This is a genomic window from Clostridium estertheticum (genome assembly GCF_018861295.1).
Taxonomy (GTDB): Bacteria; Bacillota; Clostridia; order Clostridiales; family Clostridiaceae; genus Clostridium_AD; species Clostridium_AD estertheticum_D.
The window spans coordinates 1-24,731 of record NZ_JAHLDM010000031.1 but is presented as its reverse complement, the minus strand read 5'-3'; the positions used below and the strand labels follow the sequence as shown (position 1 = coordinate 24,731).

The window sequence follows — 24,731 nt, the reverse complement described above, 5'->3', positions numbered from 1 at the left end:
ATACTTATAACGGTATTAATGGAATAATGAAACTATATTGTAAAAATAACGTATATAATAGGGGAGATAAAAAATATCAGTTCATATTTTAAAAAGAATTTTTTTAGAAATTGAATCGATGAGATACATTGAAACATTTAAATAGTGTTAAAAAAAATAATAGGGGGTAGAAATATATGAATAAAAAAATTACAAGTTCAGTTCTAGTTGCATTAATGATAGCAGGATCAACGTCTTTCTCAGCTTTTGCTGCAATGCCTACGGGTACTGTAGTAATAGGAACAAAGGCTTTTGACTTAACTTATGCTAATAACTCAGCAAATGCTTCTGAAATAACTGCTGCAATGGTCGATGGTGGATCAGTTTATTTTAAAGATTTTAACGGAGACTGGATTGACAATATTAAAGGGTCAAAAGTAGCTGCAAGCCTTATACCAGCAGTAACTTATAAAAATGGGACAGGTACATCTAATTTTGCTGCTTCAGATACAGATACAAATACAAATACAAATACAAATACAAATACGGTAGCTACATCAGTGGCGTTAAGTGCTATATCTACAAATCAACTTAAAGAAACATTTAATGGTAAAGTAGCAGATACAAGCAAAGTTGTATTTACAGTTAAAAGGGGAACAACTCCTGTAACAATGGTTGCTACTTGGAATGACGCTAAAACAGAAGCTACATTGACATATGGAGATAACTTACCAGAGGGTACTTATACCGTCGGTGTAATGAATAACACTACTGATATTGGATCAAGTACAGTAACTGTTACAAAACAGAAAGTATCTAAAATTGAAATATTAGGTGATACTGTTGCTGTAGATCCTCCTATTCCTGTAGGTGCAACTAATTCTTCTAGTGGGTTTTGGCCAGGAGATGGTCATGTTTCATACAAAGTACTTGATCAATATGGGGTAGATATTACAGAAAATTCATTAGCATCAAATATTAAGTGGAAAAGTTCAATAGGTACAATTAGTACTTCAAAGGGTTTAATCACAATAAGCATATTAGAGGGAGCCGGATTAAGAGATGTAGGATATTTGACACAATATGAATCAACAATTATTACAGCTACTGATTCTGATAGTAATATAAGCCAAAGTAATACACTTAAATTTGTAGATAAGGCATTGACAGTAAATAAAATTGAAAATATAACAAAGAACATAGGTGATAGTTATACATTACCAACAACTGTAACCGCAACTTTAGCTGATAAAACAACTAAAGATTTTGCTGTAACTTGGGATAAAGTGGCGAGCACGAAAATAGCAGGACAATTTACATTTATAGGTACATTAAGAATGGTAGATGGAATTGTTAATACAAATAATGTAACGGCATCAGCTACGCTAATTGTAGCAATGCCTATTATTGATAAGACAGATATAACGAGCAAGTTTACTGATGAAAATTTCAAGAGTAGTGTATATTCGCGGATAGGAAAAGCCGCTCCTTCGCCAATACTTGAATCTGATGTTAAAGACATAAAATCCTTAGATTTGTCTGGTGATGATGTGAGTAATTTAAGTGGAATAGAGTATTTTACATCATTAACTAATTTAAATTGTTCAAGTAATGAGCTAATAACCTTAGATGTAAGTAAGAATATAGCATTAGCTTCTTTAGATTGCTCTAATAATAAACTAACAAGCATAGATGCAAGTAAGAATATAGTATTAGCTTCTTTAGATTGCTCTAATAATGGACTAACAAGCATAGATGTAAGTAAGAATATAGCATTAACTTCTTTAGAGTGTTCTACTAATAAACTACCAACCGTAGCAGTAAGCAAGAATACAGCATTAACTTCTTTAAATTGTTCTAATAATGGACTAACAACCTTAGATGTAAGTAAAAATGCAGCATTAACTTCTTTAGATTGCTGTAATAATGGACTAACAACCTTAGATGCAAGTAAGAATACAGTATTAACTTCTTTAAAGTGCTCTACTAATAAACTAACAACCTTAGATGTAAGTAAGAATACAGCATTAACTTCTTTAGGGTGCAATTATAATAGACTAACTACTTTAGATGTAAGTAAAAATGCAGGATTAACTTCTTTAGATTGCTCTACTAATGGAATAACAGCCTTAGATGTAAGTAAGAATACAGTATTAACTTCTTTAGATTGCTCTGCTAATGGAATAACAACCTTAGATTTAAGTAAAAACACAGCATTAAACTCTTTAGATTGCTCTACTAATCAACTAACAACTTTAGATGTAAGTAAGAATATAGGATTAACTTCTTTAGTTTGTCAGTCGAATAAATTAGCAACTTTAGATGTAAGTAAAAATGCAGCATTAACTACTTTAGAGTGCGAGAATAATGGAATAAAAACCATAGATGTAAGTAGGAATACGGCATTAACTACTTTAAATTGCTGGGCTAATCAATTGGCAACCTTAGATTTAAGTAAGAATACAGTATTAACTTCTTTAAAGTGTTGGAATAATAAATTAGCAACCTTAAATGTAAGTAAGAATACAGCGTTAACTATTTTAGAGTGCGAAAATAATCGACTAACAACCTTAGATATAAGTAAGAATACAGCATTAACTACTTTAAATTGCTTTGAGAATCAACTAACAACTCTATATGCTATTAAAGATACATGGGCTAGTTCCGTATATAGACCTCAGTATACAGATTCAAAACGCATAACTAATACAGATAGATTGGTTATAACAATTAAACATTAGATATTATTGACTAACAAGGATGTTCATATTAATTGAGTATCCTTGTTTTTTTACATAATTTAATATACATAAAGTGATTTGTTATTAACTAGCCCTTATGATATTATGAAAATAATTATTTATACATAAGAAGGAAGTGTCTTAATATGAAACTATCATTTTTAGGTGGAGCCTATGAAATTGGGGCTAGCTGCATTTTATTTAAGATTGACAATAAAAACATATTAATGGATTCTGGCATACGTCAAAGTGCCTCAAAAGACCCCTTACCTGATTTTAGGACAATTCAAGAGATGGGTGGAGTAGACGCTATTATAATTAGCCACGCTCATTTGGACCATATAGGCAGTTTGCCTATGATAAGTAAAGAATATCCAAATGCTAGAGTATATATGAATAATATGACTAAAGATTTAGTAAGAGTATTACTATACGATAGTCTTAAAATAATGAATAACAGAGATGCTGAAATTCCACTTTATGCGCAAGTAGATGTAGAAGATATGTTAAATAGAATCTTTACTATAAATTATGAAGTCGATTTCGAAATTTTTGATTATTTAAAACTTACATTTTATAATGCTGGACATATAGCAGGAGCAAGCTGCGTATATTTGCAAGGCAATGAAGGCTCATTGTTTTATAGCGGTGATTTTTCATTATTTTCTCAAAAATCAGTAGAAGGTGCAAAAATTCCTAGATTAAGACCAGATATCGGTATTTTTGAATCAACTTATGCGGATAAACTACATTCAAATAGAGAAATTGAGGAAAATCGTCTTATAGATATTGTTAATGAGTGTATTAATACTAACGGAAAAATGATAATTCCAGCATTTGCCTTAGGTCGCGCACAGGAAGTTATACTTATACTTAAAAAAGCTATGAATTCTAAGAAATTAAAAAAAGTTAATATATATATAGATGGTATGGTTAACGATATTAACAGGGTTTACAAATTCAATCCATTGTACCTTAAAAACACTTTAGGTAAAAAGGTTTTAAGGGGTCTGGAGCCTTTTTATGATGATAATATTATACAAGTAAAAAATAAGGAGCAAAGAGAAACCATTTTAGGAAGCGAGGATAGCTGTGTTATAATATCCAGTTCTGGTATGCTTACAGGAGGACCTAGCCAATATTATGCGCAGAAGATTGCTGCTTTAGAGAATGGCTATATAGTTATAACCGGATATCAAGATGAAGAATCGCCTGGAAGAAAACTTTTAAATTTGCTGGAAACTGATAAGGAAGATAAAAGTTTAGAAATAAATGGTAAAATAATTCCTGTAAAATGCCAAGTAGAAAGAGTAGGACTTTCCGCTCATGGAGACAAAAGTGAAATTCAAGCTCTCATAGCAAAACTAAGTCCCGATAATGTGTTTTTAGTACATGGGGATAGTGAAGTTATTAATACATTTGCAAAGGAAGCTGCAAGAGAAATTCGTGGTAAGCTTTTTGTACCCAAATCTGGAGAGGGCTTTGATATAGAAGTTAAAGCTCCAAGAAGACAATTAAGCAAGCAAATCCCTTTTGTAATGAAATCAAAGAATCAACTAAATAAAGAAAATTTTAAATTATTATGGAGTTTTGTTCGTGAAAAATATATGGATAAATTTTTTACTATTGAAGAATTAACTTTCATATGGAGTGGTACAAAAATTCTTAAAGCCTCGGAAGTAGATAATTTTAGAGTTCAACTTTTAGATTCTCCTTATTTTGAAAGTGATTTAAGAAGACTTTTCTTGTTTAAGGCTAGAACTCCTGAAGATGTAACTTACGATTTATTACCTAAATCATTAAAAGCCAACGAAATAACTGATCTTGTTTCAGAAAGTTTAAGCTCCTATGAATACAAAAAACTAGGACTAAATCAAGAAGAAAGAAAAGCAATTTTGTATTTTGATTTTCCTAAAATAATAGATAAGTCTATCCATGAAGTTATTAAAACACTTGAAGGAAAAACTGGGTGGAAGATTGAGATAAATGATCAAATGAATCTTAATTCTTCTGACAAACTTATACGAAACTTATTAAAAGAGGCTGATATAAAAAAAATATCTTGCCATCTTAATGAGAATAAAATTATAGTAACGCTAAAATCTTTTTTTGAAATCACCACAGAATTAGAAGATTTTAAGCATATTACTGGTGTGGATTTATTGATTCAAAGTGAAGGTAACAGCCTATCAAATTCTAAGATTATTGATAATAGCAGTATGTTTAGTGAATATAGCACCGCTCCACTAGAACAAAACAAAGCTTTCGAACTTATTGATGAAGCGTTTATGTATGAGGAATTTAAACCATATAAAAAAAGTATAAAGAATAATCACATTGGAAAATATATAGAGCTTACTTTTATTTCTCCAGTTGTTGGAAAAAAATATTTTGATAAACTTGAAAAGTTATCAGAAATATTAGCCTGGAATATAATCATATCAACTTCTGTTAACCAAAATGCTATTATAAATTTAGTATTACAGTTATGTGATAAAAATGATGTTAAATTAAAAAAGAATCCCGCTTTTAATGAAACTGCTTTAAAAGTTAGTTTAAAGTGTGAAAATATAGATGAGGTTATATTTCTCAAAATAAAAGAAACCTTTGAACATAACACTGGATGTACTTTAGCCCTGGGATAAAATTAGTGGTAATAGTAGTAGTTTAATCCCAGTAGATATTATTGATTAACAAGGATATTCATATTAAGTGGGTATCCTTGTTTTTTTGCATCAACCGTATTCATATCTTACTAATTAACTATTATTTTAATATTAAAAACTTTTTAAAGTGCATTGAAAAAGTTTATTTTAAGTGGTATACTAAATTTGTAATGAAAACGTTTAATATTTACAGGTCCATGAGACAATAAATTTACAAACAAGTTAAATTAAATAAAAAAGTAGGAGATGGTTCTGGTGAAAGGAAAAAGAAAAATTAGCAATACTCTAATTTATATTTTCGGTGCACTTAGTGGACTTTTGTTTGGTTATGATACAGGAGTTATTTCAGGTGCAATTCTGTTTATTCAAAAACAAATGCATCTTAATTCATGGCAACAAGGCTGGGTTGTTAGTTCTGTATTACTAGGGGCTGTTCTAGGTGCTGCGATTATTGGACCAATGTCTGATAAGTATGGACGTAGGAAATTGATTTTACTATCATCAATTATTTTCTTTGTTGGTGCACTGGGATCAGCATTTTCACCAGGGCTTTTTACATTGATTTTATCACGTATTGTTCTTGGTATGGCAGTAGGTGCTTCATCTGCCTTAATTCCAACATACTTAGCAGAATTATCACCTGCAGAAAAACGTGGTTCTGTGTCAAGCTTGTTCCAGTTAATGGTAATGAGTGGTATTTTATTAGCTTATATAACTAACTATAGTTTCTCTAATTTGTATACGGGTTGGCGTTGGATGCTTGGTTTTGCTGCTATTCCAGCAGCAGTTCTTTTCCTAGGAGGTCTTGTATTACCAGAAAGTCCTCGTTTTTTAGTTAAAGATGGTCGGTTTGAAGAGGCCCGAGAGGTCTTAGAACAAATGAATAAACATAATGAAAGTGCCGTTAATAATGAACTTGTCCAGATTAAGAAACAAGCTGAAATGAAAAGTGGCGGAATTAAAGAATTACTGGGTAAATTTGTTCGACCGGCATTGGTTATTGGTGTTGGACTAGCTATTTTCCAACAGATTATGGGCTGTAATACAGTTCTTTACTATGCACCAACTATATTTACTGAGGTCGGATTTGGTGTTCAAGCGGCTTTACTTGCTCACATCGGAATTGGAATTTTTAACGTAATTGTTACTGTTGTAGCTGTCATGATAATGGATAAAGTTGATCGTAAAAAGATGTTGATTTATGGGTCTATTGGAATGGGAACTTCCTTACTAATTATGAGTTTTTCAATGAAGTTCTCTCATGGGTCATTAACTGCTGCAATTATCTGTGTTATCGCATTAACCGTTTATATTGGTTTTTTCTCAGCTACTTGGGGACCTGTAATGTGGGTGATGATTGGTGAAGTATTCCCTCTAAATATTCGAGGACTCGGCAACTCATTCAGTAGTGTAATTAATTGGGGTGCTAACATGATTGTATCATTAACATTTCCACCATTACTGAATTTCTTTGGGACTGGTAGTTTGTTCATAGGTTATGGCGCCCTTTGTTTTGTTTCAATATGGTTTGTTAAGTCTAAGGTGTTTGAAACACGTAATCGTTCTCTTGAAGAGATTGAATCTACTCTTAGGGCACGTGCTAGTGAAAACGATAAGCAAGATGTTTGTAGTTAGAATTTTCATATATTGTATCGAAGTAGCCCCATATCATTAGATGTGGGGCTATTATTTTTGTGTAAAAGCAGATTGTTTTATAAAATTTTAAAAATATATGTTATGTTAATCAAACAAAGAGGGCAATATATATGATAAACTAATAAGACTAACAAAAGTTAAATAGAAGAAGAGAGGTGTATTAAATGGGATTTATTAAAGGCATATTTAATAAAAAAACTCAAAATGTAATAAATGATTATAAAAATAAAACTCCAGAAGATATAAAATATATTGATTCGTATATAGACATAATTAAACTAGCATTAGTGAAGAATAATATAACTACTGTTGAATTATTTTATTCATTTGATGGTGGAGAATTATTTGATAAGATCAAGGGTGAAAATTCATCTAGCAATATTTTAGTTTTATACAAAGGAGATATTGACAATTTAATTGCAAAAAACGGATATACTAGTGTGTATCACTCAAAACGAGGTAATTACTCTTTAGTTATTTTTCAACATCAATTTATCTATGAAGAGTTATTTGGAGTTGAATTATGGAATGATGGAAGTTCAACACCTGAGAAAATACATGCATTTAACTGTTACATAACAGAAAAAATCAATTATTTTGCAGGGATGAATTGTGAAGTTATGGGTATAGGTGTAGGAAATATCAACAAAAGACAGTATGAAAATTTGATGGAAGATTATCACAATGAAGTTAAAATACCTAAAATTAAAACGACCCCAGGTAAAGTAGCAATATATACAGGGATTGCATCTACAATTGGAGCCGGATTACTTATAGGTTTAAAAATATTGTCTAAAAAAGATAAAAAATAACACAAAAAATTAAATTCTGAAATGGCACTTAAATTTAAATTATGTGAAAACAAATGTTGTGAAATTAATTTTCACGACATTTGTTTTAAAAAAATTTATAGGTACTTAAGTGATAAATCATCAAGTTCTGTCTTTATTTTAGAAATACCAAGGTGAGCAGCAATAGGTGAAAAAATGTCTATTGTCTCTTTTGCCTTGTCCATCCATTTTTCAGGTTGCATATACTTGAGAGTTCGCATATTGTGAAGACGGTCTGCAAACTTAATTAAGATGACGCGATGGTCTACTTTATTGTCATCTTTATTTATTAAATCCCAACTAATTTTTTTGAATTTGGTAACTTCGTCTACTAATTGAGCTATTTCATTGGAAAATTCATTTGTAAGTTGATCTATTGTCACTAATATGCCTTCTGATACAATATCATGAAACAGGCCAGCTATAATAGTTTCCGTATCCGACTCCATTTCTGACAGTATAAGGGCAACGCAGAGTGGATGGGTGATATATGGTTCACCGGATTTGCGATACTGACCATTATGGGCTTTGTAAGCTAAATGATATGCCTTTTCCACCATGATTAAGTCATCAGAAGAATGATTTTTTTTAAAACTATAAGCCAAGTCCTTATACAATTCCTCTGGCTTAGTAAAGTCAACAGATGATTTCAAAAATGGGTTTGCATTATCTAATTGTATATTTTTTACAGGCTTTGTTGAATTATCAATCATAACATATCTATCTCCTTTTTCGTTAAACATATGGTTTGACATATGAATAGCATAAATCACGTGTTGGGTTGGAGTAAAACCAAATTTTTTCTTAAATGCTTTGGAAAATCCACTATGTGTTTTGAAGCCGAATTCTATTGAAACATCAAGGATTTTCTTACCTGAAAATATATACTTTGATGCACAAATAAGCCGTCTTTCCCTAACATATTCCATGAGTGACATCCCCATCTGTTCTTTAAAAATTCGTGAAAAATGATATACAGAATATCCAACTTCATTAGCTAGAAGTTCTATTGTCAATTCTTCTTTAATATTTTCTTCGATATATTCAATACACATAAAAATAGCATCTTTGTACTTCATTTGGAATCACTCCTTCAAGCATGTGTTAATTATAGTATAATCAAATTAAATTTATTTTGCTGTTCCATTTTTGCTAATATGATATAATTTAAGCAATATTCTGAACATAATACAAAAATACGTGCCCTGTGGAATAGATTTTTTTAAATATCTACTCCACAGGGTATTTTTATGTTAGATAAAATAACCTAAAGAGCTCAAGTAGTAATAACAAATACTCGATAAATATATTATAGTATATATTTAACAAAGTATCAGAAAGTATATTACAAAGTATGAATTATATGTTAATATGTATTCAAGAATATTTTTAAAGTTCAATTAAACATAAATGAGGAGGGACATAATGAGTGTTAAACATTCGGATGTTGTAGAAAAACAGGAAAGCGAAGGTAATAAAAGGGGTATGTCTATAAGAAAAAAAATACCTTTATTTTTCGGAATACTAATAGCTATATCTATGATGACAATTTCTATTTTTACATATATAAAGTCATCACAAATAATATCAAATCAAGATGGGATAAGACAAGCAGTGGATCAATTGGCAAATGGAGTTTATATAATATCAATAATAGTAATTATAATTTCTATATTAATAGGTATAGTTTTATCAAGGTTATTAATAAAACCATTAACAAAGGTAACAATATTAATTGATAAAACATCTAAATTGGATTTAAGTGATGATGAGGATATAGAAAATTTAACCCTAATCAATGATGAGTTTGGAGATATAGCTAGGACTATAGTTAATATGAGAAAAACATTAAAAGATGTTGTAAAGGATTTAATAGAAGCATCAGAAAATATAAGTAATAATGAACATTCTGTTGAAGAACTTGCGAATACACTAAAAATTAAGGCAGAAGAAAGTTCTAGTGAAACCAAAACATTATCATCTGGAATGGAAGAAACTGCGGCGACAGCACAAGAAATTTCAGCTTCTTCAGGAGAAATGAAAAATATGGTTAATACAATAGCAAAGAAGGCGTCAGAAGGAACAAGTATAGCACAAAACATTGTTCAAAAAGCAATGGGAATTACAATGGGCACAACTGGATCTAAGGAAGAAACGGATAAAATATATGGTAATATAAAAGACCAGCTAGAAGCTGCAATAACCGATTCGAAAGCAGTTGAAGAAATACATGGACTGGCAACTTCAATACTTCATATAACTAGCCAGACTAATTTATTAGCTCTAAATGCAGCTATTGAAGCTGCAAGGGCTGGAGAAGCAGGAAGAGGATTTGCTGTAGTGGCAGATGAGGTTAGAAAGCTAGCAGAGCAATCCGGAGATACAGCAGCTAATATTCAAAATGTAGTAAAAGTGGTAAGTGATTCTGTAAAAAATCTATCCGCTAGTTCGCTTAAAATGTTGAATTTTATGGATGAAGAGGTTTCTTTGAATTATGAAATTATTATGGGCACGGGTAAAGAATATACAGATGATGCAGAGAATTTTAATAAATTTATGAAGGAATTTGATGAAACAGCGAAACATTTAAATGAATCAATAAATGGAATCTCAATTGCAATAGATCAAGTAGCAGGTACGGTTAATGAAGGTGCAGAAGGTATATTTAAGATATCAGATAAGAGCGTCGATATTGTAAATGAAACGGAAGCAATAAAAAATACTACTAGTGGTAACAAAATTAGTGCAGAAAAATTAAGAAATATAATCTCAAAATTTAAAATGTAATAAAAAAAAGGACTGAAAAATTATTTCAGTCCTATTTTTTCGCCCATTAATACAGCAGTTTCAAAACCTAATTGTGTTTGAATTAACAAATTATCGTCAATTTTTACAGCATTTTTCTTGAATAGTATAATTACCGTGGATCCACCAAATTTAAAATACCCTTTCTCATCTCCTTTTATAACTCTTGAGTCCTTGCTGTAACTTTGAATAATTGTACCTACACATGTTGCACCGACTTCAATATAGATAGTATCACCAAAATTATCTGAGTGAAAGACACTCCATTCTCTTTTATTTTGACAAAATAATTTATTTATATTTTTTAGAGCAACGGGATTTACAGAATAATAATGACCTTTTATTTTAGTAGTACCTCCGCATACTCCATTGTCAATAAAATGAAATCTATGATAATCAGTTGGAGATAATCTAAAGATTAAGCATGTACCTTCATTGTATAAATTGTGTATTTTATCATCTTGTAGTAGTTCTTTAAGTGAATATGTAAAGCCTTTAATTTGAACTATTTTATTTAAGTTAATATTTTCATAAGCAGATATTTTTCCATCACAAGGTGATATCAAAATATTATCATTTTTATCGATTATTCGGGCACCTGGTTTTAATGACCTTATAAAAAACTCATTAAAAGATGAGTATTCATTATAACTTTTATCATACATAGACATATCAATATCAAGTACCTTAATAAAATCCTTGATTTTTTTAGAACTTATTTTTGTATCGCAATAATAACCGTATAATTTTGAAAAAAGTTTTTTCTTAAGTAGTAATTCAACTAGCCCTTTGCCGGAAGGAGAGGAATAAGACCAATTTAAATATTTTTCACCAGCTACTTTTTCGATCTCATATTTATTTTGTTTTCTATTGTAATATTTAATCATAAAAACACCTCGATTTTAATAGAATTATAGTTTGTTATTATAATTTACCGGATTTTATTATAGAAATTAATAACCAAAAGCCCATGAAGGCTGCGCTTAAAAAACCAGTTATGCCAATAATTGTTACATTGTATATTTTAGGACCTATATTAGAATTTAAAATTGTTGAAGATCCTATAATTGTAGAAGAAATAATAAGAGCAGAAACCAATCTATTTATACCTTTATTTAACTCGCTTATAGGAGTACTTAAATTTTTGTGTTCAAGTTGAAGTTTAGCCCTTCCACTTATTAAGCTGTCAGATAATTCTATAATTTTTGAGGGAAGCCTAAATGAATCTTTCATAAATGAATATGAATGGATAAGTAAAGTGTTAAAATCTAAATTAGTTAATATAGAAAATTTATTATTAGCTTTTACATAGGGGATAGCTATATCAATTATTTTTATATCTGGAGCTATGCTTGCGATTACTCCTTCTAAAATTACAAGAGATCTTATTAAGAGTGTAAAATCACGAGGCAGGCGAATATTGTTTTGCCTAGCTATATCAAAAACTTCAGAAAGCATAACAGAAATTTGAATATTATTTAAAGAAGTTGAAAGGTAATTTACAATAAGGTAATCTAAATCTTCATAGAGTTTATTTCTATCGACATATCCCTTTCTTATTCCTATAGTTAAAAGAGCGGAAATCATTTTATTTATGTCATTAAGCGCAATCGCCGATATCATATCATTTAATGTTGATTTTATGGAACTTGATAGGTTACCCATAATTCCAAAGTCAATAAAACAAATTTTGCCTTCACGTATAAATATATTTCCAGGATGTGGGTCGCCGTGAAAAAAACCATCTTGTAGGATTTGTTTTAGGTAAGATAAAGCTAATTTTTTACCTAAATCATTAACATCATAATGCCCAATTAAAAGATTTTTCATATCATCGACTTTAAAACCATAAATCCTTTCCATGGTTATAACCCTAGTACTTGATAAATCGTGAATAACATAAGGCACGTATAAGAATGTTATATCTTTATTAAAATCTCTAAATTTATCCATGTTTTTAACTTCGTTGTTAAAATCAATTTCAAGTTCAGTTGTTAAAAGGATTTCGTGAAGCGCTTCTTCTGGGTCAATTAGTGCATCAGCGAATTTTGCTTTAGTGAACTTTACTATGCGAATCAATATAGAAATATCTGTTTTCATCTTTTCTGCAATATCAGGTCGTTGCACTTTTACTACAACTTGGCGACCATCCTTTAAAGTTGCTTTATGTACTTGAGAAATAGATGCAGAAGCTAAAGGTTTTTCATCAAAAGTTTTAAAGCACTCCGTTGTTGATATTGAAAATTGATCGAAAAATACTTTTTTTACTGTTTCGATGCTTTCTGGAGGGACTCTATCTTGGAGTTTCGAAAGCTCACTTATATAATCAGGTGGTAATAAATCTGGCCTAGTACTCAATATTTGTCCAATCTTTATAAAAGTAGGGCCAAGTTCTTCAAAGGCTTTTCTTAAATTTTCAGGGAGTTTATTTTGTTTATTAAACTTAGAGTCTACAATATATCCAAAGCCATAAGAACCAAGAACTTTAACAATTTTTTTGAAGCGATTAACAGAACTTCGTCGCATTTTATACCTCACTTAGATTATCACCTTCACAGCTACTTAGAGCCGTGGGTCTTTTAATATTAATGGCTTCACAAGGTAAATTACATTCTTTATGAAACTTTACGGTTATTGTAATATATAATAACTTTTCAAAAGGAGCAGTTTCTCTTTAAGATATGTATTTAAAAATAAAAGCCCTATATAAAATCAGGACTCTTATTAGATTCGAATTTGTAAAATTATGAGTGACTTATTTCTAAATTTGCCAATCTTTTATTTACATTTTCAATATCTTCTTTAGTTGCAAAATTCATATCATTTAGAAGTAAAATCATATCTTCTTTTGTTAAAGTGTTCTTATCTTTTGTCAAAGTGATTTCTTCTTCTTTCTTTTCTTTTACAGTTCGTTTTAGTTCTTCAGATAAACATTTACCCTCATCTAGGGTAAGCTTACCCTTTTGTACGAAATCATCTATTAAATTTGTAGCCTTTTCAAAAGTGTATGCTGCAGAACCTAGTCCAGCGAGAAAAAAATTCTTTATATCATTATTCAATTAAAACACCTCCACATTAATAGTATATAGTATATATTATATACTATTAAGTGGATTAAAATTCTAATAATAGATAAACAGTGTAATATGTATATCAACATTTTTTAAAATTCATTTTTTTAACAGAATATAGGTTGACATATTTATGAAAGTGTAATATTATATTGAGGTAGAAATAAAATATGCACCCATAGCTCAGTTGGATAGAGCGTCCCCCTCCTAAGGGGAAGGCCGGAGGTTCGACTCCTCTTGTGTGCACCAAAAAAAACTAGCAAAGGAATCCTTTGCTAGTTTTTTAATTATTAGTATAATAATTATTATATAGTTCAAAAGGGAATATAAGTATAGTTGTATTGAAAATATGTTGTTTAAGAAGTATACTATAAGGAATAAAAATTATTTTAAAATAATTATTTATAAATAAGGGGTTTACATGAAAGAATATTTTATTCATGAAGCATTAAAAGAAGCGAAAAGATCATTATTACTAAATGAAGTACCTGTAGGTGCAGTCATAGTAAAAGACAATAAAATAATTGCTAGAGCACATAATCTAAGAGAAACAATGCAGGATGCCACTGCCCATGCAGAAGTTTTGGCTATAAAAGAAGCTTGCGTAATTTTAAATAGTTGGAGATTAACTGGATGCGATATGTATGTAACTTTAGAACCATGCCCGATGTGCGCAGGTGCTATATTACAGTCTAGGATAAGCAAACTATATATAGGTATTTTCGATCCTAGTGTAGGAGCTTGTGGTTCCGTCATTAATGTTATTCAAAATGATGATTTAAATCATTGGACAGAAATAAATTGGTTATACAATGAAGAATGTGGTAATTTGTTAACTGATTTTTTTAAAGATAAAAGATAGTTTAAAGGAGAAATAATTATGGAAAATAATATAAATAGTAAAGTCTTGGATAAACTTACTAAAATATGCTTATGTAAAGTTATATCAAAGGCTACAATAAAAAAGGCTATAAAAAATGGTGCAAAAACATTAGAGGATGTTCAAAAAGTAACAGGAGCAGGATCAGGTGGATGTAGAGGTCATAGATGTACACCTATGATAGAGGACATTCTAAAACAAGAATTAGAGAAAGAAAACTAAAATTATGGTAATTTGAAGTTAGATGTTTTAAAGACATTTGTATGATAAAAACGAAGCCAATAGGTTTCGTTTTTATTTTTTTTGAAAGATTATATAAAGAAACATTTAGTATATTTTATGTGTTTTAAATCATAATAAAAAATAACTTTAAAATAAAACAAATAATACTATTTTTGTATTGACAACGTTATCATAATATATTAAAATGAACACAAGTGAAAGTAAACGAAGAAAAAGTAAAATATAAACGAACATTGATATATTAAAATAAAACAATAAGGAAGGATAAATTATATGTTTCCTGAAGAAAGAAAATCAAAAATATTAAATAGCTTGAACAAATATGGAAAAGTAAAAGTGTGCGATTTATCTCAGCAATATGAAGTGTCAGAAGTCACAATTAGACGTGACCTTCAAGAGCTAGAAGAGGATAAAATGATTAAAAGAGTACATGGTGGGGCAGTACTAAATGGGAATACTAAATTTGAACCTACTTTTTCAGAAAAAATAGATAAATTTTATGATGAGAAAGAATCTATTGGAAAGCTTGCAGCATCAATTATAGTAGATGGAGATACAATAGCACTAGATGCAGGCACCACAACCATTAGCATCGCTAGGCAAATAACAGCTAAAAATATAACTGTTTTAACAAATTCTGTGGATGTAGCCTATGAGCTTGCTAAAAAAAGAGATGTTGAAGTTATTATTACTGGAGGTACACTTAGGTGGGAAACAAGAGCAATGGTAGGGCCAGTTGCAGATAATGCACTTAAAAATTTTAGGGTAGATAAAGTTTTTATAGGAACTAATGGTATTTGTGTTAGCAATGGTTTAACTACTCCAAATATTATTGAGGCTAACACAAAACGAGAAATGATAAAAATTGCAGATCAAACTATAGTAGTATGTGATCATACTAAATTTGGAATAGTCTACTTTGCGAAAATAGTAAATTTAGATAATGTTGATATTATAATTACAGACAATCAAATAGACAACAGCATCATTGAAGAGTTTGAAGAAAAAGGTGTAAAAATTATGAAAGCAAAATAATTATGGGGGTGAGTGAATGATAATAACAGTGACATTAAATCCAGCAATAGACAAAACTATTGAAATAGATGACTTTAAAATTGGTGATGTCAATAGAATCTCATCCACAAGAGTTGATGTTGGAGGAAAAGGAATTAACGTATCTAAAGTTATTAAGGAATTACAGTATAAAAGCTTAGCATTAGGGTTTGTAGGTGGAACTAGTGGAAATCAAATAAAAGATTATTTAAATGATTCAAACATTAATAATGATTTTTTATCTATAAATGGAGAAACTAGGACTAATATAAAAATATTTGATAAAGTTAATAATACACATACAGATATAAATGAGAACGGTCCTAGTGTAACGGTAGATGATATAGCTAATATAAAAGGAAAGATTATGGAATATTGTGATGAGAAATCTTTAGTAATCCTTTCAGGTAGTGTTCCAATTGGAGCAAGCAGTAGCATATACGGTGATATTATTAAAGATATAAAAAATAAGGGCGGCAGAGTTATATTAGATGCAGATGGAGATATGCTAATGCAGGGAATAAAAGCTGGTCCTTATATAGTGAAACCAAATGTTTGCGAACTTGAAAAGGCTTTTGGTATAACAATAGATAATGATGATAAGATTATTGATACTGCTAGAAAAATATTAGAGTATGGAGTGAAATATGTAGTAATATCTCAAGGTTCAGAAGGATCTTTAGTTATAAGCTGTGATAAAATCGCAAAGGTAGTTGGTCTAAAGGTAGAAGTTAAAAGTACAGTTGGGGCTGGAGATTCAATGGTTGCAGCAATGGCTGTAGGAACCCAGAATAACTATGGTTTTGAAGAAACTATGAAACTTGCTTGTGCAACCAGCGCTGCTAATGTAATGACTGAGGGGACTCAGACGGGAAGGTTAATTGATATAGAGAAGCTAAAAAAACAAGTGACTATAAAATATCTATAAGAAAGGGTGATTATTAATGAATATAACTGAATTATTAAATGTTAATTTAATTAAACTTGAACTTACTAGCAAAACAAAAGAGGATGTAATTATAGAGATGGCAACAATATTGGATGAAAATGGAAAATTGCTAGACAAAGATAAATATGTAAAAGCTGTACAAGATAGAGAAAAAGAATTTTCAACAGGAATAGGAATGGGTATAGCAATTCCTCACGGGAAAAGTAGTGGAGTTAAAGAGGCAGCATTAGTATTTGGACGAAGTGTTAATGGAATTGATTATCAATCTATGGATGATGAGTTAGCTAATATATTCTTTTTAATAGCAGTACCTGAAGAATCAAGTGATGAGCATTTAAAGATATTAAGCCAGATTTCTAGAAAATTAATGCATAAAGATCTAAGAGAGAGCTTAATGAAAGCAAGTACTCCTGAAGAAATAATTACTTTATTAGAGAAATAGACATTATATGGTTTCTATATTTTTTACAATGATTCAAAAAATATTTGAAAATTAAATTAATAGGGGGAATGTTTATGAAATTTGTAGCAATTACTTCATGTCCAACAGGAATAGCACATACTTATATGGCAGCCGAGGCTCTTTCAATGGCTGGAGAAGAAATGGGTATTGAGATTAAAGTAGAAACTCAGGGGTCTGTAGGAGCAGAGAATCAATTGACAGAAGCTGATATAAGAGAAGCAAGAGTTGTAATAATTGCAGCTGATACCAATGTTTCAAAGGAACGTTTTGAAGGGAAGACTATAATTGAAGTTGGAGTAAAAGATGCAATTAAAGATGCAAAGGGTCTTATACAGAAAGCGATAGATATAAAATTGGAAGATAAAAACACTTTAAAACAAGGGAGTGAAAAAAAAGAAGAAAAGGTTGAGAGAAAAGGTGTTTATAAGCACCTTATGACAGGGGTTTCTTATATGATTCCTTTTGTAGCTGCGGGAGGTATTTTAATTGCACTTTCTTTTGCTTTTGGAATATATGCATTTAAAGTACCAGGATCTATAGCAGAGGCCTTAAAGACCATTGGTGGCGGTAATGCCATGGCACTTATGTATCCAGTACTTGCAGGTTTTATAGCATTCTCTATAGCAGATAGACCGGGTCTTGTACCGGGTATGGTTGGTGGTATGCTAGCGGCAACGGTAGGTGCTGCATTTCTAGGTGCAATGGCAGCAGGTTTCGTAGCTGGTTATACTGTAGTTTTCTTAAAGAAAATAATCAAATTACCAAAATCATTACAAGGTTTAATGCCAGTTATAATATTGCCAGTTTTATCTACGATGGTAGTAGGGCTTGTAATGATATATGTTATTGGAAAACCCGTAAGTGCCTTAACTGTGGTAATGTCAAAATACTTAACTAATTTAAGTGGAGCAAACGCAGGACTTCTCGGAATTATTCTTGGTTTAATGATGGCTTTTGATATGGGTGGACCATTCAATAAAGCAGCATATACTTTTGGAGTGTCAACTTTGGCATTGGCTCCTTCTTCTGCGATAATGGCAGCAGTAATGGCGGCAGGAATGACTCCTCCACTAGGAATTGCGCTTGCAACAGTATTAGCAAAAAAGAAATTCACAGCAGAAGAAAGAGAATCAGGAAAATCTGCTTGGGCACTAGGGGCTGCATTTATAACAGAGGGTGCAATACCATTTGCTGTAGCAGATCCACTTAGAATAATACCTTCAACAATGGCAGGTGCGGCAGTTACCGGAGCGTTATCTATGATATTTAAAGCATCTATAGTAGCTCCACATGGTGGTATATTTCTCTTATTTATCCCTCATGCAGTTACTAATTTAGGTGGATATATAATTGCAATACTAGCTGGTACAATAGTAACTGGAGTTATGGTTTCAATATTAAAGAAGGATGTTGTCTTAAAAAAAGTAAATTAATAAATAAGATATTTTTAAATTAATGTATAAAGTTAAATTCACTCCTTAGAAAGCAAATATTTATGTTTGCAACTAGGAGTGAATTTTGCGTTTAATTAGAAGATTTAATGAAAGGTATTAGAATTTCATCCATAAATTATATAAAAAAATATTTATGTATATTTATCTTTACTTTTTTATCATAGTTAGAGACAATAGGAAGAAGATTAATTATAGATAAATAAAAACAATTATTAAAACTGTATGATAAAGGGGAGATTGATTATGGATCCAATAGCTTTTAATATATTTGGCTTGGATATTAGATGGTACGGCATATTTATTGCAATAGGAATGATGATTGGAATTACATTAGCTAATTTTACTTGTAGGTTAAAAAGCCTTGATTATGATGAGTTTTTAAATATTGTACTAATATCTTTTCCTATGGCTATTATTGGAGCTAGAGCTTATTATGTGATTTTTGAATTTAGTCAATATAAAGATAACTTAATAGGTGTCTTTAATATACGCCAAGGTGGGCTGGCTATTCATGGCGGGATTATATTTGGGATGATAACAGCATATATATATACAAGATATAAAAAAGAGAGTCTCCTAAAATTTGTGGATGTGGCAGCGCCGTCTATAATTATCGCGCAAGCTATAGGGAGATGGGGGAATTTTTTTAATAGTGAAGCTCATGGTGGGCCAGTTACGCAGGGATTTATAAGTATATTCCCAAATTTTATACAAAAGGGTATGTTAATAGATGGAGTGTATTATCAACCAACTTTTCTTTATGAATCAATATGGAATGTAGCAGTAGGTTTATTGTTAATTTATTTATTAACAAAGGCATTAAAGCGTGGTACAGTCTTTTTCACTTATATAGGATTATATTCTTTAGGAAGATTTTTCATTGAAGGATTAAGAACTGATAGTTTAATGCTAGGCAGTATAAGAGTAGCTCAGCTAATAAGTTTATCAGGTATTGCTTTATGGATTATTTTTATTGTTATAAATTATAGAAAAAGAAACCCTCATTATTAATTTAGTTTTAAAATAAGGATAATTAATAATAAGTGTATATATATAAGTAAGGTGTGAAATATTATATAATGTGATATTAATAATATATTAACAAATAGCTATTGAAATTACTATTTATTAATAGTATAATTATTTATGTTGCACTAATCATGTGTATACAAAAATAATTATACTTTATGGAGAGATGTCCGAGTGGTTTAAGGAGCATGCCTGGAAAGCGTGTGTAGGAGAAACCCTACCGAGGGTTCGAATCCCTCTTTTTCCGCCAGTTTATATTTCCGTACTAGCCGGGGAGTTAGCGGTGCCCTCAACCTGCAATCCGCTACAGCAGGGGTGAATTCCTCGCCAAGGTTATAAAATGTGTGGTCTGACTTATATAAGTGGTGTTGAGAACCGGGCCCCACGCAATGAAAATTCATGAACCCCGTGAGATTCGGAAGGAAGCAGCGGTAAGTGGACACTTTCATGTGCCGTGGACCAACCTGGTTTGAGCTAACTGTATAGGTATCGCACATAGTTTATTTATCGAAGCGAGGTGTACGGTTTACATAAGAATTATAAGATACCTTTATAGGTATCTTTTTTTTACATATGAATTAAAACAATATTAATGATATAATTAGATAAATAAGTGAGTGCAATTGTTCTAAAATAAGGTTACAAATTAATAAGTATTTAAAATAAAGTAAATACTATTATTTAAAAGAGGTGAAATTTGTGGCATATATGGCTTTATATAGAGAGTGGAGACCAAGAACTTTTGGAGATGTAGTAGGTCAAGAGCATGTCACTATAACTTTAAAAAATCAAATAAATAACGAGCGAATAGCTCATGCATATCTTTTGTGTGGTACAAGAGGGACTGGAAAAACTTCAACGGCTAAGATATTAGCCAAAGCAGTTAATTGTTTAAACTCGGATAATGGTGAACCTTGCAATGAATGTGAAATGTGTAAGAAGATAAATGCAGGAACAGCAATAGATGTTACAGAACTTGATGCGGCATCACATAATGGAGTAGATAATATCCGTGATATAATTGAAGATGTTCAGTATCCACCACAAGAGGCTAAGTATAAGGTCTACATTATAGATGAGGTTCATATGTTATCTATAGGGGCAGTTAATGCTTTCCTAAAAACACTAGAGGAGCCACCAAGTAACATAATATTTATATTAGCAACTACTGATCCTCAAAAACTGCCAATAACGATATTATCTAGATGTCAAAGATTTGATTTTAAGAGAATAAAAAGTTCAGATATATTTGATAGGCTTAGAAAAATAGTTACAGAGCAAGGTGTTTTTGCAGAAGATAATAGTTTGAAATTAATATCAAGGGTCTCTGATGGAGCAATGAGAGATGCCCTAAGTATTCTAGATCAGGCAATATCAATGAATGAAGGCAGTGTAGAGTATGATAATGTTGTAGAAATGTTAGGTCTTGTAACTAATGAAAGTCTTATAAAGCTTTCAGATAGCATAATAGATAGAAATATAGAAAGCTCAATAAAGGGGATAAATGATATAGTTTCTAGTGGCAAGGATGTATATGTATTTATAAAAGATATGACTACACATATGAGAAATCTTTTGATGGTTAAGGTAAGCGATAATGCTTATGATATTCTGGATATGTCTAGTGAAAATATAGAGATTTTAAAGAAGCAGGCGGCCTCTATTAGAATAGAAGAAATCATGAGGAACATAAAGATACTTCAGGATGCAGAGCAGCAAGCTAAATGGAGTAAACAAAATAGAATTTATTTAGAACTTGCAGTTATTAAGATGTGTAAAATTGAATACGATACATCAAAAGAAGTGCTACTAGCTAGGGTAAATAAGTTAGAAGAAATAATAAAACAGGGTAAGATAACTGTTGCATGTGAAAGCATAACAACTAGGGCTACTGAAAACAATGGGTCTAAAATAGAAAATAAGGTAAAGAAAAAAACAGAAATAAGACCAGTACAAATTCATAATGCTAATTCTAATTTAACAGTGGAAATTGTGAAAAAATCTTTTAAAGATATCTTAGATATGTTTAAGACTCGAAGACACATGGTTATATACGCTTCTTTAATGACTGGAGAAATTGTATCCTGTAATGGAGGGGTAATAGAACTTGGTTATGAAAAACAGTATGCCTTTAATAAAATTAGGCTTGAAAAAGAGGAAAATAAAAATGTAATAGAAGAAATATTCTCAGAGCTACTAAAAGAACCAGTAAAAATAAAATATACTATAGAAGCGCAAGAGAAAGAGGAAAAATCACCAGAGGACATATTAAAAGAGACATTTGGAGAAGATATTGTGGAAATATTAGATGAATAGGTATAGAATATTAGATAAATATCTGATAAATACTAGATTAATTAAATCTTTAATAAATCTAAATTACTTATAAAAAATATTTATTTAATTAATGGAAAGTATTATAGTTATTAGTATATAATAATATAGAAAAGCTATAACAGGTTGGTAACATGTATCCATTTAGATTATAAATACTTAACTTTTAGTTTTTAAAAATCTAGAGGAGATAAATATAAAAATAACTTAAATTACAAATATGTAGGAGGTAACTATTATGGCAAAAGGCGGATTTCCAGGTATGGGTGGAAATATGAATAGTTTAATGAAACAAGCTCAAAAATTTCAAAAACAAATGGAAGATATGCAAAAGGATTTAGGCGATAAGAGATTTGAAGCATCTTCTGGTGGTGGAGCAGTAACTGCAGTAGCTAATGGAAAAAAGCAACTTGTTGAGGTGAAAATAAAACCAGAAGTAGTAGATCCAGATGATATTGAAATGCTTGAGGATCTAATTATGAGTGCTTGTAATGAAGCATTGAAGAAGGCAGAAGACGAGTCAAGTAATGAAATGGGTAAGCTAACAGGCGGAATGAATATGCCAGGAATGTTTTAACGACATTTCAGAAGGAAAGTCTCCCACTTCTATAAGTGGGAGTTATGTGTTGCAATAAAAAAATTCAGTGAGAGTCGAAACATCCTTCTGAATTTTTTATTGTATCTTCACAAAAGATGATAAGCTCCGCAGGTGATGATTAATAAACAGTTATGAGGTGACTAAATTGGATTTTTATCCAGTAGCAATTGAAAAACTTATAGAAGAATTTGCTAAACTTCCTGGAATAGGGAAAAAAACGGCCCAAAGGCTTGCATTATTTGTACTAAACCTTCCTAAGGAAGAAGTAGATGAGTTTGCTGGTGCACTTATAAATGCCAGAGGAACCATAAAATATTGTTCTGTATGTGGAAGTTTTACAGATACAGATCCATGTTCAATTTGTTCCAATCCTAATAGGGATAAGAGCATTATATGTGTGGTGGAAAATCCAAAAGATATTATGACTATGGAAAAAGTAAGGGAATTCAATGGTGTATATCATGTTCTTCATGGAACAATATCGCCAATGTCAGGACGAGGTCCTGAAGATATAAAATTAAGAGAACTTATAAGAAGAATTAATGGGGAAGTTGAGGAAGTAATAGTAGCAACTAACCCTAATATAGAAGGAGAAGCTACAGCTATGTATATATCTAAAATATTAAAACCATTAGGTGCAAAAGTCACAAGGATTGCACATGGAATTCCAGTTGGTGGCGATTTAGAATATATAGATGAAGTAACTCTTTCTAAAGCATTAGAAGGAAGAAAAGAAATATAGAATATTACTCCTGTTTTATGTCAATAATTGAGAAAAGATATAAAATAGGAGGCTTTTTATTATGAACAGGAAAAAAATAATTGAAATATTGCTTTCAACTATAAAATATACACCGGAGCAGAAAGATATTATTATGCAATTAGAGGAAGCTAAACTTGAATGGGAAAGTTCAAAGGAATATTTTCAAGTAGTAGATGACCCTAAACTTGTAGATTATGCAATTTATAGAGAAGATCAATCTAGAGCTAGATACATATATTTTTTATTAGAGGCTAGAAGAAAAGATGTAACTATCGATACTAGTTACATGATTGAAGATCTAGATGCTATTAATAAATAGAAGCAAAGATTCAAATAGGGGGAGTTAGATATGGACGTTGCATTATATTTTTTAATTGGTATAGTAGGTATGCTAATTGTGGTCAAGCTTTTTTCTTGGCCACTGAAAATATTAGTAAAATTAATATTGAATTGTGTTTTTGGTGTTTTACTTTTGCTGCTTGCGAACTTCGTAGGATTAACTATTCCAATTAATGCTGCAACGGCAATAATTTCAGGCTTTTTAGGAGTGCCAGGAGTAATATTTATAATAATTTTTCAAAAATTAATGTGATGTTAATATGCTAATGAAGATTTACAGCAATAACGAAATTATAATAGAGTAATACAACTATTAGGAAATAAAAGTTGTATTACTCTATTTTCTATTTATCAGTAAAACCGTAAAGTCGGTTTAGTATTAATAAGGTGTAGGTTATATTATACGTGTACTATTAATATTCAAAGATAAAATATTTAATAATAGTATATTTTGGTTTATTAATGTGAATACTTTATATATATAATTGTTAAAATCGTTATATATGGCGAATTCTTGTTAGATGATAGTTAGATTGAGCTAAATAACTATCCTGGTGTATCAATATAAGATATATTGAGAGAAGGTTTAAAAATTGAAGAATTTGAAACCTATTTTATTTTAATTACTAAAAAAGATATTATGTATAAGACATCTTATGATAAAATACTACATGTTGATGCGTTTGAGCAGCAATAAAGGTAAGACTTAAGAGGTTAACATTTATTGATTTGAGAATATATTTTAATAAATTAAAAAAGTGTTGACAAAATAAGATATATCTAGTAAAATAGTAGAAGTCGTCACATGATGACAAAACAAATTGGTCTTTGAAAATTAAACAGAGAAATAGGTAAAGAAATGAAATAATATTTTATTT

21 protein-coding genes, 2 tRNA genes and 1 other RNA gene are annotated in these 24,731 nt (G+C 30.4%); 20 read left to right on the top strand and 4 right to left on the bottom strand.

Going from position 1 to position 24,731, the window contains the following annotated elements:
* Positions 1-176: 176 nt before the first annotated feature.
* The 4 genes from KPL54_RS22125 to KPL54_RS22110 all read left to right on the top strand — a co-directional run bounded on the left by KPL54_RS22125 (position 177) and on the right by KPL54_RS22110 (position 7,854).
* Positions 177-2,720 carry an Ig-like domain-containing protein gene (locus KPL54_RS22125; RefSeq protein WP_216108674.1) on the top strand — a complete coding sequence of 848 codons (2,544 nt, stop codon included), beginning with the start codon at positions 177-179 and terminating at the stop codon, positions 2,718-2,720.
* A gap of 146 nt (positions 2,721-2,866) precedes the next feature.
* Positions 2,867-5,365, top strand: a complete 2,499-nt coding sequence (locus KPL54_RS22120; RefSeq protein ID WP_216108673.1) for an MBL fold metallo-hydrolase — start codon at positions 2,867-2,869, stop codon at positions 5,363-5,365.
* A gap of 267 nt (positions 5,366-5,632) precedes the next feature.
* On the top strand, positions 5,633-7,021 hold the full coding sequence (locus tag KPL54_RS22115) for a sugar porter family MFS transporter (RefSeq protein ID WP_216108672.1): 1,389 nt from the start codon (positions 5,633-5,635) through the stop codon (positions 7,019-7,021).
* A 185-nt stretch (positions 7,022-7,206) separates the two neighbouring features.
* Positions 7,207-7,854, top strand: a complete 648-nt coding sequence (locus tag KPL54_RS22110) for a hypothetical protein (protein WP_216108671.1) — start codon at positions 7,207-7,209, stop codon at positions 7,852-7,854.
* A gap of 95 nt (positions 7,855-7,949) precedes the next feature.
* On the opposite strand, the gene KPL54_RS22105 is transcribed toward KPL54_RS22110, so the two are convergent.
* Complete coding sequence (locus KPL54_RS22105) at positions 7,950-8,951, bottom strand: helix-turn-helix domain-containing protein (RefSeq protein WP_216108670.1); 1,002 nt, start codon at positions 8,949-8,951, stop codon at positions 7,950-7,952.
* Positions 8,952-9,297: 346 nt separating this feature from the next.
* Here KPL54_RS22105 and KPL54_RS22100 point away from each other — a divergent pair, with 346 nt between their 5' ends.
* Complete coding sequence (locus KPL54_RS22100; RefSeq protein ID WP_216108669.1) at positions 9,298-10,659, top strand: methyl-accepting chemotaxis protein; 1,362 nt, start codon at positions 9,298-9,300, stop codon at positions 10,657-10,659.
* 20 nt (positions 10,660-10,679) lie between these two features.
* Here KPL54_RS22100 and KPL54_RS22095 read toward each other — a convergent pair whose 3' ends face one another.
* The 3 genes from KPL54_RS22095 to KPL54_RS22085 form a co-directional block, all read right to left on the bottom strand.
* Positions 10,680-11,564 (bottom strand): phosphatidylserine decarboxylase, encoded by an 885-nt coding sequence (locus KPL54_RS22095; protein ID WP_216108668.1) that lies wholly within the window; start codon positions 11,562-11,564, stop codon positions 10,680-10,682.
* A 37-nt stretch (positions 11,565-11,601) separates the two neighbouring features.
* Entirely contained in the window at positions 11,602-13,203 is a 1,602-nt protein-coding gene (locus KPL54_RS22090; protein WP_216108702.1) for an ABC1 kinase family protein, read from the bottom strand.
* 218 nt (positions 13,204-13,421) lie between these two features.
* Positions 13,422-13,736: a phasin family protein gene (locus KPL54_RS22085; protein ID WP_216108667.1), complete on the bottom strand. Its 315-nt coding sequence runs from the start codon at positions 13,734-13,736 to the stop codon at positions 13,422-13,424.
* Positions 13,737-13,920: 184 nt separating this feature from the next.
* Between KPL54_RS22085 and KPL54_RS22080 the strand changes: the two genes are divergently transcribed.
* From KPL54_RS22080 to KPL54_RS22010, 15 genes are all read left to right on the top strand, one after another.
* Positions 13,921-13,997, top strand: a tRNA-Arg gene (locus tag KPL54_RS22080).
* Between the two features lie 172 nt (positions 13,998-14,169).
* Positions 14,170-14,610, top strand: a complete 441-nt coding sequence (locus KPL54_RS22075; protein ID WP_071610935.1) for a nucleoside deaminase — start codon at positions 14,170-14,172, stop codon at positions 14,608-14,610.
* A gap of 18 nt (positions 14,611-14,628) precedes the next feature.
* Positions 14,629-14,850, top strand: coding sequence for a (2Fe-2S)-binding protein (locus KPL54_RS22070; protein ID WP_216108666.1), 222 nt, complete (start codon positions 14,629-14,631; stop codon positions 14,848-14,850).
* Between the two features lie 294 nt (positions 14,851-15,144).
* Complete coding sequence (locus tag KPL54_RS22065; RefSeq protein WP_216108665.1) at positions 15,145-15,906, top strand: DeoR/GlpR family DNA-binding transcription regulator; 762 nt, start codon at positions 15,145-15,147, stop codon at positions 15,904-15,906.
* A gap of 16 nt (positions 15,907-15,922) precedes the next feature.
* Positions 15,923-16,852 carry a 1-phosphofructokinase gene (pfkB, locus tag KPL54_RS22060; RefSeq protein WP_216108664.1) on the top strand — a complete coding sequence of 310 codons (930 nt, stop codon included), beginning with the start codon at positions 15,923-15,925 and terminating at the stop codon, positions 16,850-16,852.
* 16 nt (positions 16,853-16,868) lie between these two features.
* Positions 16,869-17,315 carry a PTS sugar transporter subunit IIA gene (locus KPL54_RS22055; RefSeq protein ID WP_216108663.1) on the top strand — a complete coding sequence of 149 codons (447 nt, stop codon included), beginning with the start codon at positions 16,869-16,871 and terminating at the stop codon, positions 17,313-17,315.
* A 74-nt stretch (positions 17,316-17,389) separates the two neighbouring features.
* A complete protein-coding gene (locus KPL54_RS22050) occupies positions 17,390-18,769 on the top strand; it encodes a PTS fructose transporter subunit IIC (RefSeq protein WP_216108662.1) in 1,380 nt (459 codons plus the stop codon).
* Between the two features lie 264 nt (positions 18,770-19,033).
* Complete coding sequence (gene lgt, locus KPL54_RS22045; RefSeq protein WP_216108661.1) at positions 19,034-19,801, top strand: prolipoprotein diacylglyceryl transferase; 768 nt, start codon at positions 19,034-19,036, stop codon at positions 19,799-19,801.
* A 178-nt stretch (positions 19,802-19,979) separates the two neighbouring features.
* A tRNA-Ser gene (locus KPL54_RS22040) sits at positions 19,980-20,069 on the top strand.
* Between the two features lie 10 nt (positions 20,070-20,079).
* An RNA gene (gene ffs / locus KPL54_RS22035) (signal recognition particle sRNA large type) lies at positions 20,080-20,344 on the top strand.
* A gap of 174 nt (positions 20,345-20,518) precedes the next feature.
* Positions 20,519-22,135, top strand: a complete 1,617-nt coding sequence (dnaX, locus tag KPL54_RS22030; RefSeq protein WP_216108660.1) for a DNA polymerase III subunit gamma/tau — start codon at positions 20,519-20,521, stop codon at positions 22,133-22,135.
* A 256-nt stretch (positions 22,136-22,391) separates the two neighbouring features.
* Entirely contained in the window at positions 22,392-22,730 is a 339-nt protein-coding gene (locus KPL54_RS22025; RefSeq protein ID WP_216108659.1) for a YbaB/EbfC family nucleoid-associated protein, read from the top strand.
* Between the two features lie 166 nt (positions 22,731-22,896).
* A complete protein-coding gene (recR, locus tag KPL54_RS22020; protein ID WP_152749536.1) occupies positions 22,897-23,493 on the top strand; it encodes a recombination mediator RecR in 597 nt (198 codons plus the stop codon).
* Positions 23,494-23,554: 61 nt separating this feature from the next.
* Positions 23,555-23,833 (top strand): DUF2508 family protein, encoded by a 279-nt coding sequence (locus tag KPL54_RS22015; RefSeq protein ID WP_216108658.1) that lies wholly within the window; start codon positions 23,555-23,557, stop codon positions 23,831-23,833.
* A gap of 30 nt (positions 23,834-23,863) precedes the next feature.
* Positions 23,864-24,106 (top strand): pro-sigmaK processing inhibitor BofA family protein, encoded by a 243-nt coding sequence (locus KPL54_RS22010; RefSeq protein ID WP_216108657.1) that lies wholly within the window; start codon positions 23,864-23,866, stop codon positions 24,104-24,106.
* Positions 24,107-24,731: the final 625 nt, after the last annotated feature.

What these genes read in the sequence shown, in the direction of transcription:
- KPL54_RS22125 (WP_216108674.1), top strand. Translation starts at nt 177, where the DNA reads ATGAATAAAAAAATTACAAGTTCAGTTCTAGTTGCATTAATGATAGCA.
- KPL54_RS22120 (WP_216108673.1), top strand. Translation starts at nt 2,867, where the DNA reads ATGAAACTATCATTTTTAGGTGGAGCCTATGAAATTGGGGCTAGCTGC.
- KPL54_RS22115 (WP_216108672.1), top strand. Translation starts at nt 5,633, where the DNA reads ATGGTTCTGGTGAAAGGAAAAAGAAAAATTAGCAATACTCTAATTTAT.
- KPL54_RS22110 (WP_216108671.1), top strand. Translation starts at nt 7,207, where the DNA reads ATGGGATTTATTAAAGGCATATTTAATAAAAAAACTCAAAATGTAATA.
- KPL54_RS22105 (WP_216108670.1), bottom strand. Translation starts at nt 8,951, where the DNA reads ATGAAGTACAAAGATGCTATTTTTATGTGTATTGAATATATCGAAGAA.
- KPL54_RS22100 (WP_216108669.1), top strand. Translation starts at nt 9,298, where the DNA reads ATGAGTGTTAAACATTCGGATGTTGTAGAAAAACAGGAAAGCGAAGGT.
- KPL54_RS22095 (WP_216108668.1), bottom strand. Translation starts at nt 11,564, where the DNA reads ATGATTAAATATTACAATAGAAAACAAAATAAATATGAGATCGAAAAA.
- KPL54_RS22090 (WP_216108702.1), bottom strand. Translation starts at nt 13,203, where the DNA reads ATGCGACGAAGTTCTGTTAATCGCTTCAAAAAAATTGTTAAAGTTCTT.
- KPL54_RS22075 (WP_071610935.1), top strand. Translation starts at nt 14,170, where the DNA reads ATGAAAGAATATTTTATTCATGAAGCATTAAAAGAAGCGAAAAGATCA.
- KPL54_RS22070 (WP_216108666.1), top strand. Translation starts at nt 14,629, where the DNA reads ATGGAAAATAATATAAATAGTAAAGTCTTGGATAAACTTACTAAAATA.
- KPL54_RS22065 (WP_216108665.1), top strand. Translation starts at nt 15,145, where the DNA reads ATGTTTCCTGAAGAAAGAAAATCAAAAATATTAAATAGCTTGAACAAA.
- pfkB (WP_216108664.1), top strand. Translation starts at nt 15,923, where the DNA reads ATGATAATAACAGTGACATTAAATCCAGCAATAGACAAAACTATTGAA.
- KPL54_RS22055 (WP_216108663.1), top strand. Translation starts at nt 16,869, where the DNA reads ATGAATATAACTGAATTATTAAATGTTAATTTAATTAAACTTGAACTT.
- KPL54_RS22050 (WP_216108662.1), top strand. Translation starts at nt 17,390, where the DNA reads ATGAAATTTGTAGCAATTACTTCATGTCCAACAGGAATAGCACATACT.
- lgt (WP_216108661.1), top strand. Translation starts at nt 19,034, where the DNA reads ATGGATCCAATAGCTTTTAATATATTTGGCTTGGATATTAGATGGTAC.
- KPL54_RS22025 (WP_216108659.1), top strand. Translation starts at nt 22,392, where the DNA reads ATGGCAAAAGGCGGATTTCCAGGTATGGGTGGAAATATGAATAGTTTA.
- KPL54_RS22015 (WP_216108658.1), top strand. Translation starts at nt 23,555, where the DNA reads ATGAACAGGAAAAAAATAATTGAAATATTGCTTTCAACTATAAAATAT.
- KPL54_RS22010 (WP_216108657.1), top strand. Translation starts at nt 23,864, where the DNA reads ATGGACGTTGCATTATATTTTTTAATTGGTATAGTAGGTATGCTAATT.